The 14,563-nt window shown below is 65.8% G+C and carries 16 protein-coding genes; 13 read left to right on the top strand and 3 right to left on the bottom strand.

The genetic code is table 11. The features are described 5' to 3' along the window. Positions 1 to 21: 21 nt before the first annotated feature. A complete protein-coding gene (gene murJ / locus APS40_RS11390) occupies positions 22 to 1,587 on the top strand; it encodes a murein biosynthesis integral membrane protein MurJ (protein WP_055047160.1) in 1,566 nt (521 codons plus the stop codon). A 150-nt stretch (positions 1,588 to 1,737) separates the two neighbouring features. On the opposite strand, the gene APS40_RS11385 is transcribed toward murJ, so the two are convergent. Next, positions 1,738 to 2,307: a helix-turn-helix domain-containing protein gene (locus APS40_RS11385; protein ID WP_055047159.1), complete on the bottom strand. Its 570-nt coding sequence runs from the start codon at positions 2,305 to 2,307 to the stop codon at positions 1,738 to 1,740. A gap of 105 nt (positions 2,308 to 2,412) precedes the next feature. Here APS40_RS11385 and APS40_RS11380 point away from each other — a divergent pair, with 105 nt between their 5' ends. From APS40_RS11380 to APS40_RS11340, 9 genes are all read left to right on the top strand, one after another. After that, entirely contained in the window at positions 2,413 to 3,609 is a 1,197-nt protein-coding gene (locus APS40_RS11380; protein WP_055047158.1) for a glycine C-acetyltransferase, read from the top strand. Then, positions 3,609 to 4,634, top strand: coding sequence for an L-threonine 3-dehydrogenase (tdh, locus tag APS40_RS11375; RefSeq protein WP_055047157.1), 1,026 nt, complete (start codon positions 3,609 to 3,611; stop codon positions 4,632 to 4,634). Before APS40_RS11380 ends, tdh begins: the two co-directional genes overlap by 1 nt. 163 nt (positions 4,635 to 4,797) lie before the next feature. After that, positions 4,798 to 5,841: a tryptophan--tRNA ligase gene (gene trpS, locus APS40_RS11370; RefSeq protein WP_055047156.1), complete on the top strand. Its 1,044-nt coding sequence runs from the start codon at positions 4,798 to 4,800 to the stop codon at positions 5,839 to 5,841. Positions 5,842 to 5,928: 87 nt separating this feature from the next. Beyond that, entirely contained in the window at positions 5,929 to 6,405 is a 477-nt protein-coding gene (locus APS40_RS11365; protein ID WP_055047155.1) for a universal stress protein, read from the top strand. Between the two features lie 80 nt (positions 6,406 to 6,485). After that, on the top strand, positions 6,486 to 7,043 hold the full coding sequence (locus APS40_RS11360) for a NifU family protein (protein WP_055047154.1): 558 nt from the start codon (positions 6,486 to 6,488) through the stop codon (positions 7,041 to 7,043). Positions 7,044 to 7,293: 250 nt separating this feature from the next. Continuing rightward, positions 7,294 to 7,911 carry a tRNA (adenosine(37)-N6)-threonylcarbamoyltransferase complex dimerization subunit type 1 TsaB gene (gene tsaB / locus APS40_RS11355; RefSeq protein WP_055047153.1) on the top strand — a complete coding sequence of 206 codons (618 nt, stop codon included), beginning with the start codon at positions 7,294 to 7,296 and terminating at the stop codon, positions 7,909 to 7,911. Continuing rightward, positions 7,908 to 8,384: a ribosomal protein S18-alanine N-acetyltransferase gene (gene rimI / locus APS40_RS11350; RefSeq protein ID WP_055047152.1), complete on the top strand. Its 477-nt coding sequence runs from the start codon at positions 7,908 to 7,910 to the stop codon at positions 8,382 to 8,384. Before tsaB ends, rimI begins: the two co-directional genes overlap by 4 nt. 93 nt (positions 8,385 to 8,477) lie before the next feature. Further along, positions 8,478 to 8,915, top strand: coding sequence for a Fur family transcriptional regulator (locus APS40_RS11345; RefSeq protein ID WP_055047151.1), 438 nt, complete (start codon positions 8,478 to 8,480; stop codon positions 8,913 to 8,915). Then, positions 8,912 to 9,712, top strand: coding sequence for a lysophospholipid acyltransferase family protein (locus APS40_RS11340; RefSeq protein WP_055047150.1), 801 nt, complete (start codon positions 8,912 to 8,914; stop codon positions 9,710 to 9,712). The genes APS40_RS11345 and APS40_RS11340 overlap by 4 nt, the downstream gene beginning before the upstream one ends. A 109-nt stretch (positions 9,713 to 9,821) precedes the next feature. Here APS40_RS11340 and APS40_RS11335 read toward each other — a convergent pair whose 3' ends face one another. Next, complete coding sequence (locus tag APS40_RS11335) at positions 9,822 to 10,193, bottom strand: VOC family protein (protein ID WP_055047149.1); 372 nt, start codon at positions 10,191 to 10,193, stop codon at positions 9,822 to 9,824. Further along, complete coding sequence (locus APS40_RS11330; RefSeq protein ID WP_055047148.1) at positions 10,190 to 11,377, bottom strand: trans-sulfuration enzyme family protein; 1,188 nt, start codon at positions 11,375 to 11,377, stop codon at positions 10,190 to 10,192. The genes APS40_RS11335 and APS40_RS11330 overlap by 4 nt, the downstream gene beginning before the upstream one ends. A gap of 226 nt (positions 11,378 to 11,603) precedes the next feature. Here APS40_RS11330 and miaB point away from each other — a divergent pair, with 226 nt between their 5' ends. The 3 genes from miaB to ybeY are packed head-to-tail and all read left to right on the top strand — an operon-like array spanning position 11,604 to position 14,551. Beyond that, positions 11,604 to 13,016 carry a tRNA (N6-isopentenyl adenosine(37)-C2)-methylthiotransferase MiaB gene (gene miaB / locus APS40_RS11325; RefSeq protein WP_055047147.1) on the top strand — a complete coding sequence of 471 codons (1,413 nt, stop codon included), beginning with the start codon at positions 11,604 to 11,606 and terminating at the stop codon, positions 13,014 to 13,016. 39 nt (positions 13,017 to 13,055) lie between these two features. Next, positions 13,056 to 14,078, top strand: coding sequence for a PhoH family protein (locus APS40_RS11320; protein WP_236884241.1), 1,023 nt, complete (start codon positions 13,056 to 13,058; stop codon positions 14,076 to 14,078). Beyond that, on the top strand, positions 14,078 to 14,551 hold the full coding sequence (gene ybeY / locus APS40_RS11315; RefSeq protein WP_055047145.1) for an rRNA maturation RNase YbeY: 474 nt from the start codon (positions 14,078 to 14,080) through the stop codon (positions 14,549 to 14,551). The genes APS40_RS11320 and ybeY overlap by 1 nt, the downstream gene beginning before the upstream one ends. The last annotated feature ends 12 nt before the right edge of the window (positions 14,552 to 14,563 follow it).

The following is a 14,563-nucleotide window of genomic DNA, read 5'->3' as shown; positions in this document are numbered from 1 at the left end:
TCGGCTCGCACCGGCGTTCCCATGAGCCTCTATCGCAATTTCCTCTCGGTCGGCGGGTTGACCCTCGTCTCGCGCGTCTTCGGCTTTGCGCGCGATGCGCTGATGGCGGCGGTGCTCGGCATCTCGCCGGTTTCCGATGCGTTCAACGCGGCGTTCCGCTTCCCCAATCTGTTCCGGCGACTGTTCGCCGAAGGAGCGTTCAACACCGCGTTCGTGCCGATGTTCTCGAGTGCGCTCGAGACCGAGGGCAACGAGGGGGCGAAGGAGCTGGCCGGCCGGATCATGAGCTGGCTGGTGGCGGCGATCCTCATCGTCACCATCCTCGTCGAGATCTTCACGCCACAGATCATGGTGCTGTTCGTGCCGGGCTTCGTCGGCGACCCCGGGAAGTTCGACCTCACGGTGTTCCTCACCCGGATCATGTTCCCCTATCTCGCCTGCATGTCGCTGATGGCGGCCTATGCGGCGATCCTCAACAGCCTGGGACGCTTCTTCGCCGCGGCCTTCGCGCCGATCGTGCTCAACATCGTCAATATCGGGGCGCTGGTTCCCCTGGCGATTCTGACGCTCGAGGCGCCGGACACCGCGTTCTGGGTGGCGATCGCCACCATGCTGGGCGGCATTGCGCAACTCATGCTGGTCTACTGGGCGATCCGTCGCGCCGGCTTCGTGCCGCGATTGCGGCTGCCGCGGTTCGACGCCGAAGTGCGCCGTTTCTGGATCCTCGCGGTGCCGGCGATCATTGCCGGCGGCATCACCCAGATCAACATCTTCGTCGGCACCATCATCGCCTCGGGCGCCGATGAGGTGATGTCGATCATCTACAATGCCGACCGCCTGTACCAGCTGCCCCTCGGCATTATCGGCATCGCCATCGGCACGGTGCTGCTGCCGGAGCTCAGCCGCCATCTCAGCGCCGGACGCGACCTCGAGGCCCGGCAAAGCCAGAGCCAGTCACTGTTTCTGTCGATGCTGCTGTCGATGCCGGCGGCCGGGGCGTTGGTCGCGCTGGCCCTGCCGGTGGTACGGGTGCTGTTCGAGCGCGGCGCGTTCGGGCCGACCGACAGCGTCAACGTCGCACAGGCGCTGATCGCCTTCGCCGTGGGGCTGCCCGCCTTCGTGTTGATCCGCGTGCTGCAGCCAGGGTTCTTCTCGCGCAAGGATACCAAGACACCGACCTGGTTCGCCTTCGTCTCGCTGGTGATCAATATCGGGCTCTCGCTGGCGCTGTTTCCCACGCTGAAGCATGTCGGCATCGCGCTCGCCACCTCGCTCGCCGCCTGGGTCAACGTAGCGCTGCTCGCCATCTTCCTTGCCCGGCGTGGTCATTTCACCATCACTGGCGCGGAATGGCGGCAGGAGGGCATGATCGTGCTGCTGACGCTGGTGATGTCGGGCGCGCTCTATGGGTTGGTGCTGCTGCTCGGGCCGGTGTTCGATCCTGGCTACTTCTTCCCGGCGCAGGCGCTGGCGCTGCTGGCGCTCTGCGTTTTCGGAGCGGGGCTGTATTTTGCGCTGGCGCATCTGACGGGCGTGCAGCGGCTGGGTGGGTTGCTGCGACGGTTGCGGCGGCGGAAAGCTGGCTGAGGTGCGGGCTGACCCCACCCCTGTCCCCTCCCCCTAAACATGGGGAGGGAGACGCTCACGCTGACATCGAGGCTGTCGTCTCCCTCCCCCTGTTCAGGGGGGAGGGATCAAGGGTGGGGATCCGCAGCCACCGGAGAAGCAACGTACCCCTTACTCGTACACCACCACCATCAGCGCCCGCGCCGGCACATTCCCGTCATTGATGATCTCGTGCTCGACATCGGCGCGGTAGCGCGCCGTTTCGCCTGAACCCAGCGCCTGCTCGCCGAGCGCCGTCTTCACCCTGAGGCCGTGGGTCTGTGCCGTCAGATGCTCGTAGGTGCCGGCGGCGTGCGGCGCGCTGTGCAGCCGGCTGCCGGGGGCGATGTCGACCTCGTACCACTCGACCCGGCCGGCCATGCTGGTCGGGCTCAGGATACGCAGGCGCCAATGCCCCTCGGGGCTGTTGATCTCGGGCGTCAGCGGCACCGTCACAACGTCCACCGGGGCGGCGCGTCGATGCGCCACGCCGCCTTCGATCAGATCGGCGAGGTCGATCTTCAGCGCCTGGGTCAGGCCCCAGAGCACCGCGAAGGTGGGATTCGACTCGCCGCGTTCGATCTGGCTCAACATCGAGCGCGACACGCCCGACAGCGCCGCCAGCCGCTCCAGCGTCAGGTGCCGGGCTTTGCGCTCGCGCTGGATGATCGGGCCGATATCGGGGGCTTCAGTGCTTGCCATGCTGCCTTTATCGCCAAGTACCATCTGGCTGCCAAGCGGAAATTCCGCGATTACTTGACTATATGTCCGTTATAGCGGAATTTCCTCCATATCGGAGGAACGACCATGCAAACCGGATATCTCGATCATCTCAGGACCGTGCTTGCCGACATCGAGGCGCAAGGCCTGATGAAGCGCGAGCGCCAGATCACCTCGCCGCAGGGCGGGCGGGTTACCGTGGCGGGAGCCGGTGGACCGAGGCAGATGGTCAACCTCTGCGCCAACAACTATCTCGGCCTCGCCGACAACCCTGATATCGCCGACGCTGCCGCGATGGCGCTCGAGCAGTATGGCTTCGGCATGGCCTCGGTCCGCTTCATCTGCGGCACGCTCGACCTGCACCGCGAGCTCGAAACCGCCGTCGCGCGTTACCTCGGCAAGGATGATGCGATCCTGTTCGCGGCCTGTTTCGACGCCAACGGCGCGCTGTTCGAAACGCTGTTGACCGAGGACGATGCGATCATCTCCGACAGCCTCAACCATGCTTCCATCATCGATGGGGTGCGGCTTTCGAAAGCCAAGCGCTACCGCTTCCAGACCTCGGACATGGACGACCTCGAAACCCAGCTGAAGCAGGCGGTTGCCGATGGCGCGCGCTTCCGGCTGATCGTCACCGACGGGGTGTTCTCGATGGATGGCTATATCGCCAAACTGCCGGAGATCCGCGCGCTGGCGGACAAGTATGGCGCCATAATTGCGGTCGACGATTGCCATGCCACCGGGCATCTTGGCCCCGAGGGACGCGGGACCGGGGCGCTGACCGGGGCCGAGCCTGACATTATCACCGGCACCTTCGGCAAGACGCTTGGCGGCGCCATGGGCGGCTTCATCACCGGCCCGCAACCGGTGATCGACCTGCTGCGGCAACGCGCCCGGCCGTACCTGTTCTCCAACGCCCTTGCCCCTGCTGTGACGGCCGGCTCGCTCAAGGCGATCGAGATCGCGCAGGCCGCCGATGACCTGAGGGCGAAGCTCGCGGAGAACACGCGAGAGTTCCGCAGTCGAATGACCAGGCTCGGCTTCGATCTGCTGCCCGGCGAAACCCCGATCATCCCGGTGATGCTGGGCGAGGCAACGCTGGCCCAGAACCTTGCCGCCGCCCTCGATCGGCGGGGCGTCTACGTCGCCGGGTTCTTTTTCCCGGTGGTCCCGAAGGGCAAGGCGCGCATCCGCACGCAGATATCGGCAACCCTGTCGGCTGACGATATCGACTTCGCCATCGGCGCTTTCGCCGAGGCCGGCAAGGAAGTGGGGGTGATCTGATGCGCGCTTTGGTCAAAGCCAGAACCGAGCCGGGTATCTGGATGGAAGAGCGGCCGATCCCCGAGATCGGACCGGAGGATGTGCTGGTCAAGGTGCACAAGACCGGCATCTGCGGCACCGACATTCACATCTACAACTGGGACGACTGGGCCAAAAAGACCGTACCGGTACCGCTGGTCACCGGCCACGAGTATGCCGGCGAGATCGCCGCCATCGGCGCCGAGGTCCGCAACCTCAGGGTCGGGCAGCGGGTCTCCGGTGAAGGCCATGTCGTGGGGATGAAGAGCCGGGCCAGCCGCGCTGGAAAATTCCACCTCGACCCCGACACCAAGGGGATCGGGGTGAACCTCCCCGGCGCCTTCGCGGAGTTCGTAAAAGTTCCGGCCTTCAATATCATTCCGCTGCCCGATGCGATCGACGACGAGATGGGCGCCATCCTCGATCCGCTGGGGAATGCCGTGCACACGGCGCTCGCCTTCGACATCGTCGGGGAGGATGTGCTGGTGACCGGGGCGGGGCCGATCGGCATCATGGGGGCGGCCGTCGCCCGGCATGTCGGGGCGCGGCACGTGGTGATCACCGACGTCAACCCGGAGCGATTGAAGCTCGCGACCGAAGTCGCCGACGTGGTGCCGGTCAATGTCGCGACAGAGGAGCTGCGCGCCGTGATGGATCGGCTCGGCATGAAGGAAGGTTTCGATGTCGGGCTCGAGATGAGCGGCGCGCCGGCGGCGCTCGACCAGATGATCGACCACATGGTGATGGGCGGGCGGATTGCACTGCTCGGTGTCCCCGCGCGGCCGTTCATCTTCGACCTGGGCAAGATCGTGTTCCGGATGATCACGCTGCGCGGCATCTACGGGCGCGAAATGTTCGAGACCTGGCACAAGATGCTGGCGATGCTGGAGTCCGGGCTCGACGTCCGGAAGGTCATCACCCGGCGCATGCCGGCCGACGACTATGCCGAGGCGTTCAAGCTGGCGGCCGGGGGCGAGAAGGGCAAGATCGTGCTCACGTGGAGCTGAGACAAGCTGGCTCTCCCCCCTCCCTAACCCTCCCCGCGAGGGGGAGGGTGTCCGCCGTGTGCGTGGCACGAGCGAGCCACAAGCACGAAACGGCACCTCCCCCCTTGCGGGGGAGGTTGGGAGGGGGGTAGAGGCAAACCCCTGATCTATAGGGACTCCCCTCATGGCTTTCACCCCGCGCGTCTTTTCCGGCATCAAGCCGTCCGGCGACCTGCACCTCGGCAACTATCTGGGCGCCATCCGGCGTTTCGTGCCGCTGCAGGAAACGCACGAGACGATCTATTGCGTCGTCGACATGCACGCAATCACGGTGTGGCAGGACCCCGAGGACCTCAGGCGCTGGACCTACGAGATCGCCGCGGCCTACATCGCCGCCGGGCTCGACCCGAACAAGTCGATCATCTTCAACCAGTCGCAGGTGGTCGAGCACGCCGAGCTCGCCTGGATCTTCAACTGCGTGGCGCGCGTCGGCTGGATGACGCGCATGACCCAGTTCAAGGACAAGGCAGGCGCCGAAGGTGGCGAGAACTCCGAAGCGGTTTCGCTCGGGCTGTTCGCCTACCCCTCGCTGATGGCGGCCGACATTCTGCTCTACAAGGCGACCGGCGTGCCGGTGGGCGACGACCAGCGCCAGCACCTCGAACTGACGCGCGACATCGCCAAGAAGTTCAACCACGATTTCAAGAAGCAGATCAAAGGTCTGGGCTTCAAGGACGACTTCTTCCCGTTGACCGAGACGCTCTCGACCGGCCCGGCGATGCGGGTGATGTCGCTCAAGGACGGCAAGAAGAAGATGTCGAAATCCGACGCTTCCGACATGTCGACCATCTACATGATGGATGACGCCGACACGATTTCGAAGAAGATCAAGCGCGCCACCACCGACGCCGATGCGCTGCCGAGCGAGGCGGCGGGCCTCGCCGGCCGGGCCGAAGCCGAGAACCTCGTCGCCATCTACGCCGCCCTGTCGGACCAGTCGATCGATGCAGTGCTGGCGGAGTTCGGGGGCCAGGGCTGGGGCAGGTTCAAGCCGGCGCTGGCCGATCTCGCGGTCTCGGTGCTGTCGCCGATCGCCATCGAGATGAAGCGGCTGGTCGCCGACAAGGGCGAGATGGACCAGATCCTTCGCCGCAACGCCGAGCGGGCGCGGGCCATCGCCGTGCCGATCATGGATGACGTGCGCAAGATCGTCGGCTTCGTCCGCTGACGATTTGCGTCGACCTTGCAGCGCCGTCGCGCATTTGGGACAATGCCGCACCTTACAAGCTGAAGGTGCGGCGCTTTGGCTGACAGCATGAGCGAATATAAACGCAAGTTTCTCGTCGTCATCGACGAGAGCAAGGAAGCCGATCGCGCCATCAGCTTCGCCGCCAACCGGGTGAAGCGCACCGGCGGCACCGTGGTGCTGCTCTCGGTGATCGACAGCCAGGATTTCACCCAGTTCCTCGGGGTCGAGGAAGTGATGCGGGCCGAAGCGCGCGAGGAAGCCGAGCGGCTGCTCGACACCAAACGCGCCCGCATCAGCCAGATCGGCGAGGGCATCCGCACCGAGACGGTGATCCGTGAGGGCGACCTGGTGGGCGAGATCGAGCGGCTGGTGAGCGAAGACCCCGGCATCGCCATCCTGGTCATCGCCGCGGCCGGCGGCAAGGAAGGGCCGGGCCCGCTGGTCAGTGCATTTGCGACGCGCGCCGGCCAGGCCGCGCTGCCGGTGATCGTCACCATCATCCCGGGCACCATGACGGACGAACAGATCGTCGCAGTGACCTGACGCGAGAGCTCCTGACCCTTGCATTTCGGGCTCCAAAACACTAGTTTGGAATTGTTCTAACACGAGTCCGAACCCGCCCGATGTTCATCCAGACCGAAGCGACGCCGAACCCGGCGACCCTGAAATTCCTGCCCGGCCGCGATGTGCTGGTGGGTGAGCCGCGCGATTTCCGGCAGGCCGAATCGGCAGCGATTTCGCCGCTCGCCGCTGCGCTGTTCGACGTCCCCGGCGTCGAGGGCGTATTCCTTGGCTCGGACTTCATCTCCGTCACCAAGGACACAGCGGAGTGGAGCCATATCAAGCCGGCGATCCTCGGCGTGATCATGGAGCATTTCCTCTCCGGCAAGCCGGTGCTGAACGACGGCACGGCAGAAGTCGCGACCGGGGAAGAATTCTTCGACGAAGGCGACAGCGAGACCGTGGAAGTGATCAAAGAGCTGCTCGCCACCCGGGTGCGCCCGGCGGTGGCCATGGATGGCGGCGACATCACCTTCAAGGGCTTCAAGGAGGGCACGGTGTTCCTCCACATGCAGGGCGCCTGCTCGGGCTGCCCCTCCTCGACGGCCACGCTGAAGTCGGGCATCGAGAACCTGCTCCGGCATTTCGTGCCGGGCGTGGAGGCCGTGCAGCAGGTCTGAATGCTGCGGCAATGAAGTTTCAATCGCCCGGCCTTGGTGCCGGGCGTTCTGTTTTTTAGGGCTCTCCGATGGAGACGGCCCCCTCCCATCCTCTCCCATGAAGGGGGAGGTGCTCCGCCAGAGTGTTTCGCGCGATCGAGGACAGGGCCTCGACTCTTCACCTCCGCCTTCATGGGGGAGGCCGGGAGGGGGCCGTCTCTATCAGTGATCCCCCGTGACAACCCCCCGCCGAACCCCTATCTCTCCCCACATGTCCAGCGTCCTCCTCGCCATCGATACCGCCGCGCCGCGCCTGCAATTGGCGCTGTTGCGCGATGATCGTGCCGACAGCCTGGTCGAGGAGATGGCGCAGGGGCAGGCGGAGCGGATCTTTCCCGCCATCGACCAGCTGCTGGCGCGCAACGGCGTCGCTTACAAGGACCTGACCCGGATCGCCGTCACCACCGGTCCGGGCTCGTTCACCGGGCTCCGCATCGGGCTCAGCGCCGCCCGCGGCCTGGGCCTGGCGCTCGGTCTGCCGGTGATCGGCGTGCCCTCGCTGCTGGCGCTGTCGCTCGCGACGCAATGCGACGCCACCGCCGTGCTGCTCGATGCACGGCGCGACGAGGCGTATTTCCAGCTGTTCAGCGGCCCGGCCATTCCGGTCGGCGAACCGCAAGTCCTCGCCATGGACGAGGCGCGGCGGCGGGTGCCGCCGGGCGCCGGGCTGATCACCTCACCGCTGGTCGACATCGCCGCCCTGGCGCGGTTTGCCGCCACCGCCGATCCCGCCCGCTATCCGCCCGAAGCGGCCTATATCCGCGACGCCGATGCCAAGCCGCAGGAAAAGTTCCGCGTCGCGCGGGTCGCACCAGGAGTGGAACGGTGAATTTCTGGCTGTCGCCCACCACGCTGCATGTCGAGCCGGCCCACGGCGCCGATGCCGAAACCATCGCGCGGCTCCATGCCGAGGGCTTTTACCGCGGCTGGACGCGCGAGGAGTTCGCCGCCTATGTGGCCGGCGACGGCACGCCGGTCTATGTCGCCTGCGACAGCCGGCGCCGCATTGCCGGTTTCGCCATGCTGCGGCACCTGGGCGACGAGGTCGAACTCATCACCATCGCGGTCGATCGCAAATGGCGGAACAAGGGCGTCGGCCTGATGCTGATGCGGGCGCTGTTCGATGCGGTGCGGATGAGCCCGGCGCGGCGCATGCTGCTCGAGGTAGCGGCCGACAACATGGCGGCGCTGAAGCTCTACGCCAAGCTCGGCTTCGCCAAGATCGGCGAGCGCAAGGGCTATTATCCGCGCCCCGACGGCAGCCCGGCCACCGCTATTGTCATGGCCCGTGATCTTGGCTAACCCGAACGTGGAGCGTGATCGGGAAAAGTTGCAGACTTTTCCGGCTCGAGAGCGCGACCAACAAAGACGACATTCGATCACGCGGGACGCCCGATGAGCAAACCCGGCATTCAGACGCTCGAGGAGCAGTGCGCCCAGAAGGGCATGCGGATGACCGACCAGCGTCGCGTCATCGCGCAGGTGATCGAGCAGGCGATCGACCACCCTGACGTCGAAGAGTTGTATCGCCGTGCCTCGGCGATCGATGCGCGTATCTCGCTCTCCACCGTCTACCGCACGCTCAACCTGTTCGAGGAAGCGGGGCTGGTCACCAAGCACGATTTCAAGGACGGCCGGGCACGCTTCGAGCTGATCCCCGACGAGCATCACGACCACCTGATCGATATCCGCTCGGGCAAGGTGATCGAGTTTCGCAACGAAGAGATCGAGGCCATCCAGGAGGTGATCGCCAAGCGGCTGGGTTACCGTCTGGTCGACCACCGACTGGAACTCTATGCTGTGCCGCTAACGCCGGACGAGACCAAGAAATGATCCTGCGCGTCCTGTTCTTCATCTTCGTCTACATCCCGATCATGGTGGTGGGCATCCCGATGATGTTCGTCATCACCCGGCTGGGCCTCTACTGGCATGGCCCGGTGCAGCTGTTTCACTGGGCCGGTTGCAAGTTCCTGGGCATGAAGGTCAACGTGATCGGCGCCCCATCGCATGATCGCGCCACGCTGATCGTCTCCAACCACATCTCGTGGACCGACATCATCGCCATCGGCTCGAAGGCCGACGTCACTTTCGTCGCAAAATCAGAGATCGCCAAATGGCCATTCGTCGGCTTCATGGCTTCGCTGCAGCGCACCCTCTATGTCGACCGCAAGAAGCGCTCCGATGCGGCGCGCGCCAGCAAGGAAATGGGCAAGCGCATGGCCTCCGGCGGCGCCGTGCTGCTGTTTGCCGAGGGACAGTCGGATTTGGGCACGCATGTGCTGCCGTTCCGCTCGGCGCTGATCGGCGCCGCCCAGCACGCCATGGAGGAGGCCGGCGCCGGTGAGGTGCTGATCCAGCCGCTGACCATTGCCTATACCAAGCTGCAGGGCCTGCCGGTCGGCCGCACCGACCGCTCGTTCATCGCCTGGATCAAATCCAAGTCGGTGAAGCAGAACATCAGGGAAATCATGACCGGCGGCACCCGCGAGGTCACCCTCGCATTCGGCACGCCGCGCCCCTTGAGTTCAGGCGCCAACCGCAAGGAACTGGCCAAGCAGACCGAGACCGAAGTCCGCCGCATGCTGGTGGCGCTCAACCGCGGCACCCCGCTGCCGGTGGCTGCGGAGTAGGCCGCCAAAAGGCCCCCTCACCCGCCGCTATGCGGCGACCTCTCCCCCAAGGGAGAGGTGCGCGGCGGCGAGATCCTGCCTTCGGACCGGGTGAGGGGCCTTTCTCACCTCAGTCCACGATGCAGAAATGGTTGCCTTCGGGGTCGGCCATCACCGTGTAGCCGTCGGCTTCACGCACGATACTTGCACCGAGGCCCAGCAAGCGGACGCGCTCCGCCGGGCGATCTGCGACCTGGATGTCGAGATGGATACGGCCCTGCACGCGGCCGCGCTCGATCTCGTGGAAGCAGAGCGTGGGACCCGGGCCATCGACCATCACCACCGGATCGGTCTCGGGCGTAAGGCCTAGCGCGGCGAGCCGGGCGATTTCCTCGTCGTCATAGGCGCGCACCGCATAGCCCTCGATCACCTCGGCCCAGAAACGGGCCAAAGGCGCGGCCCGGCGGCAGTCGAACACGATCTCCTTCAGCGACCCGCTCATCCGAGCGCCGCGTCGAAATCGGCGATGAGCGCATCGGCATCCTCGAGGCCCACCGAAACGCGGAACACCCCGTCCCCGGCAGAGGCGCGATAGCTGCGCTCGTCGGCCAGCGCGAAGGAGGAGCGGAGGATGTCGTCGGTCGGGATGTAGAAGCAGAGCGACTTGGTCTTGCCCAGCGACACCGCATAACTGACGAGCTTGAGGCGTTCGGCCAGTTGCCGGGCCATCTCCGTGCTGTCCCCGTTTACCGAAAAGCTCAGCAGCCCCGAGAAATTGCGCATCTGTCGCTGGGCCAGCCCGGACTGTTCGTGGCTTGCGAGGCCGGGCCACAGGACGCGCCGTACTTTGGGGTGCCGTTCCAGCCATTCGGCCACCGCCCGGGCGTTGGCCTGGTGCTTTTCCATCCGCAAGCCCAAGGTCTCGATGCCGCGCAGGATCAGATAGGCCGAGAACGGCGACAGCACTGCGCCGTGGTGAATCAGCACGTCCTTGCGCAGTCGGGCGATCGGCTCGGCCCGGCCGATGACCGCACCGCCCAGCGCATCGCCATGCCCGCACAGGTACTTGGTGAGCGAGTGGCAGACATAGTCGGCGCCGAGCGCCAGCGGGTTGGTGCCGACGGGGGTGGCGATGGTCGAATCCACCGACAGTTCGGCGCCGCCGGCGTGAGCGATAGCGGCGACCGCGGCGATGTCGGTGAGCTTGAGGATCGGGTTGGCCGGAGTTTCGATATGCACCAGCCGGGTATTGGGCCGCAGCGCCGCAGCGACCGCATCGGGGTTAGAGCTGTCGGCGAACGATACTTCGACGCCCTGCCGCGGCAGGGTGTGCCGGGCGTATTCGGCGACGCCGGCATAGCAGACATCGGAGAGCACCAGATGATCGCCGGCTTGCAGCAGGCCGGCAAACAGCCCGGTAATGGCCGCCATGCCCGAGCCGAAACTCAGGGCCGCCTCGCCACCCTCGAGCAGCGCCAGGCGCTGTTCGAGGAGCTCGAGCGTCGGGTTCGACCAGCGGCTGTAGAAATGCGGCGCATCGGCTTTGAGGTCCGAGGCGGAGAAGCCGACGGCGTCGGGATGGGTGAAATAGGTGGTCGACAGCACCGGCGGCGGCGCCAGCGGTTCGCCGACGACGCGGTCGCCATCGCCGCCATGCAGGGCCAGGGTATCGAGATGGTGGGTCATGGTGGTTTCTCCGGGTGGGAGCCTGCAACGAGGCGCGCTCGCTGACAACCCGGTGCGGGCTGACCCCCACCCCTGTCCCCTCCCCCTACTGGGGAGGGAGACCCTCGCACTTGGCTCGCAGTATTCGTCTCCCTCCCCATTCTTAGGGGGAGGGATCAAGGGTGGGGGTCAGCCCGCGCGGGCCCTGCTTTTGCACTCCCAGCCACTTCGGTGTATTCAGCCCGCCATGACCGAGCACACGCCCAAGAAGCTGTTCATCAAGACCTACGGGTGCCAGATGAACGTCTACGATTCCGACCGCATGGCGGACGCCCTGGCGCCGCACGGTTATGAGCCGGTGCAGGTGATGGAAGATGCCGACCTCGTCGTGCTCAACACCTGCCACATCCGCGAGAAGGCCTCGGAGAAGGTGTTCTCGGAGCTTGGGCGGCTGCGCCAGCTGCGCGAGGAGCGCCGGGCGCTGGGCCAGGATCTGATGATCGGAGTGGCGGGGTGCGTGGCGCAGGCCGAGGGCGACGAGATCGTCCGCCGCGCTCCGGCGGTCGACCTGGTGTTCGGGCCGCAGAGCTATCACCGCCTGCCGGAGCTGATCGCCCGCGCCCATAACGGCGCCAAGGTGGTCAACACCGACTTCCCCGAGGAAGACAAGTTCGAGCACCTGCCGGCGGCCAGGAAGGAAGTCACGCTGGCGCGCGGCCTCACCGCCTTTCTCACCGTGCAGGAAGGCTGCGACAAGTTCTGCTCGTTCTGCGTCGTGCCCTATACCCGCGGCAGCGAAGTGTCGCGCCCGGTCGAGCAGGTGCTGCGCGAAGCACAAAATCTCGCCGAGGCCGGGGTGCGCGAGCTCACCCTGCTCGGCCAGAACGTCAACGCCTATCACGGGCTCGATGCTCGCGGTCGCAGCGTCGGGCTCGGCGAGCTCTGTGCCCGGTTGGCCGAAATCCCGGGCATTGCGCGCATCCGCTACACCACTTCGCATCCGCTCGACATGACCGACGAGCTGCTCGAGGCGCATCGCGACCTCGACGCGCTGATGCCCTACCTGCACCTGCCGATCCAGGCCGGGTCGGACCGCATCCTCAAGGCGATGAACCGCCGCCACACCCGAGCCGAATACATGCGGGTGATCGAGCGCATCATGGCGGCGCGGCCGGACATGGCGATGTCGGGTGACTTCATCGTCGGCTTCCCCGGCGAGACGGATGCCGATTTCGAGGAGACCATGCAGGTGGTGAGGGATGTCGGCTATGCCTCGGCCTACACCTTCAAATACTCGATCCGGCCCGGCACGCCCGGTGCGTCGATGGCGGACCAGGTCGCCGAGCCGGTGAAGGCCGAGCGGCTGAAGCGGCTCAACGACCAGATCAATACCCAGATGCACGCCTTCCACCGCTCGGTGGTGGGGCGCACGCTGCCGGTGCTGATCGAGAAGCCGGGCCGCCAGCCCGGCCAGATCGGCGGCCGATCGCCCTACCTGCAGGCGGTGCACATGGAGGGCCCCGCCCGGCTGATCGGCCAGATCATCCCGGTCGAGATCGTCGAGGCCCGGAATAATTCCCTCATCGGCAAGATTGTCACAGTCGGGGAACCGAATCCTGCTAGCGTTATTGAGTCTCAAGCCATCGCGGCCCATATCTGAGAGGCCGCCCCAAGGAGCCCCAGAGATTTGAGCAGGCATTTGCCCCCGTCTACCGACCACGGCCCGTCCTCCCAGCTTGAACTCGCCTTCGAAGACAACAAGCTCGCCGCGCAGCTCTACGGCGATTTCGACCAGCACCTGGCTTTGATCGAGCAGCGCCTCAGCGTGCAGGCGACGCCGCGCGGCAACCATGTGATGCTGAAGGGTGGTGCCAGCTCCGTCGACCAGGCGCGGCGCGTGCTCGAGTCGCTCTACGAGCAGCTCGAAGAGGGCCAGCAGATCGAAGTTTCGACGGTCGACGGCGTCATCCGCATGATCGAGACCGAGGACAGCCAGCTGACGCTGCCCACGCTCGAGAAGAAGGGCAGAGTGCGCATGGCGCAGATCGCCACCCGCAAGGCCACCATCGTGGCGCGCACTCCGGCGCAGGACGCCTATATGCGCGCCATGGACCGCTCGGAACTGGTGTTCGGCGTCGGCCCGGCCGGTACCGGCAAGACCTATCTTGCCGTTGCCCATGCGGCGACGCTGCTCGAGCGCGGCGATATCAACCGCATCATCCTCAGCCGTCCGGCGGTAGAAGCCGGCGAGCGGCTGGGGTTCCTCCCCGGCGACATGAAGGACAAGGTCGATCCTTATTTGCGCCCGCTCTATGACGCGCTCTACGACATGATGCGCCCCGAGCATGTGGAGCGCTGCATCACCTCGGGCATCATCGAAGTGGCGCCGCTCGCCTTCATGCGCGGCCGTACCCTCGCCAACGCGGTGGTGATCCTCGACGAGGCGCAGAACACCACCTCGATGCAGATGAAGATGTTCCTGACCCGGCTGGGCGAGAACTCCAAGATGATCGTCACGGGCGACCCGACCCAGGTCGACCTGCCGCGCGGCGAGAAATCCGGGCTGATCGAGGCCGTGCACCTGCTCGACGGGGTCGAAGGCGTGCATATCTCGCGCTTCAACGACAAGGACGTGGTGCGTCATGCGCTGGTGGGGCGGATCGTCCGTGCCTACGAAGCCGATGCAGCGCGCCGGCTGGCCGAGAACAACACGAAGGCCTGATGCAAGCCCCATTATCAATCGCCTTCGCGATCAACGCGGAGGGCTGGCCCGAAAACCTCGAGGCGGTGGCCGAAACCGCCATTCGCGCGGCGCTGAAACAGTCCGAAGCCGAGGTGACCGGCGTCACCGAGGTTTCGGTGGTGCTGACCGACGACGCCGAGCAGCGCGAGCTCAACCGGCAGTGGCGGGGCTTCGACAAATCCACCAATGTCCTGAGCTTTCCGCAGATCGAGCCGTTCGCGCCGGTCTCGGGACTGCTCGGCGACATCACCCTGGCGCGCGAAACTGTGGCCAGGGAAGCCGAGGAGATGGGTATCGGCTTCGAGGCCCATTTCACTCACCTGGTGGTGCATGGTTTCCTCCACCTCCTCGGTTACGACCATATCGAGGATGAGGATGCCGAGGAGATGGAAGGGCTCGAAAGCGAGATCCTCGCGACCCTCGGCATTGCCGATCCCTACGCCGATAGCTAAATTACACCCTCC

The sequence above is a fragment of the Devosia sp. A16 genome, from assembly GCF_001402915.1.
Classification (GTDB): Bacteria; Pseudomonadota; Alphaproteobacteria; order Rhizobiales; family Devosiaceae; genus Devosia_A.
The sequence above is the reverse complement of the archived record's forward strand: the minus strand, read 5'-3'. Positions and strand labels throughout refer to the sequence as shown.

Excerpts from the sequence above, each read along its gene's own strand:
- APS40_RS11340 (WP_055047150.1), top strand. The coding sequence starts at position 8,912 with ATGATCCTGCGCGTCCTGTTCTTCATCTTCGTCTACATCCCGATCATG.
- APS40_RS11385 (WP_055047159.1), bottom strand. The coding sequence starts at position 2,307 with ATGGCAAGCACTGAAGCCCCCGATATCGGCCCGATCATCCAGCGCGAG.
- tdh (WP_055047157.1), top strand. The coding sequence starts at position 3,609 with ATGCGCGCTTTGGTCAAAGCCAGAACCGAGCCGGGTATCTGGATGGAA.
- ybeY (WP_055047145.1), top strand. The coding sequence starts at position 14,078 with ATGCAAGCCCCATTATCAATCGCCTTCGCGATCAACGCGGAGGGCTGG.
- trpS (WP_055047156.1), top strand. The coding sequence starts at position 4,798 with ATGGCTTTCACCCCGCGCGTCTTTTCCGGCATCAAGCCGTCCGGCGAC.
- APS40_RS11365 (WP_055047155.1), top strand. The coding sequence starts at position 5,929 with ATGAGCGAATATAAACGCAAGTTTCTCGTCGTCATCGACGAGAGCAAG.
- APS40_RS11330 (WP_055047148.1), bottom strand. The coding sequence starts at position 11,377 with ATGACCCACCATCTCGATACCCTGGCCCTGCATGGCGGCGATGGCGAC.
- miaB (WP_055047147.1), top strand. The coding sequence starts at position 11,604 with ATGACCGAGCACACGCCCAAGAAGCTGTTCATCAAGACCTACGGGTGC.
- APS40_RS11360 (WP_055047154.1), top strand. The coding sequence starts at position 6,486 with ATGTTCATCCAGACCGAAGCGACGCCGAACCCGGCGACCCTGAAATTC.
- APS40_RS11345 (WP_055047151.1), top strand. The coding sequence starts at position 8,478 with ATGAGCAAACCCGGCATTCAGACGCTCGAGGAGCAGTGCGCCCAGAAG.
- tsaB (WP_055047153.1), top strand. The coding sequence starts at position 7,294 with ATGTCCAGCGTCCTCCTCGCCATCGATACCGCCGCGCCGCGCCTGCAA.
- APS40_RS11335 (WP_055047149.1), bottom strand. The coding sequence starts at position 10,193 with ATGAGCGGGTCGCTGAAGGAGATCGTGTTCGACTGCCGCCGGGCCGCG.
- APS40_RS11380 (WP_055047158.1), top strand. The coding sequence starts at position 2,413 with ATGCAAACCGGATATCTCGATCATCTCAGGACCGTGCTTGCCGACATC.
- murJ (WP_055047160.1), top strand. The coding sequence starts at position 22 with ATGAGCCTCTATCGCAATTTCCTCTCGGTCGGCGGGTTGACCCTCGTC.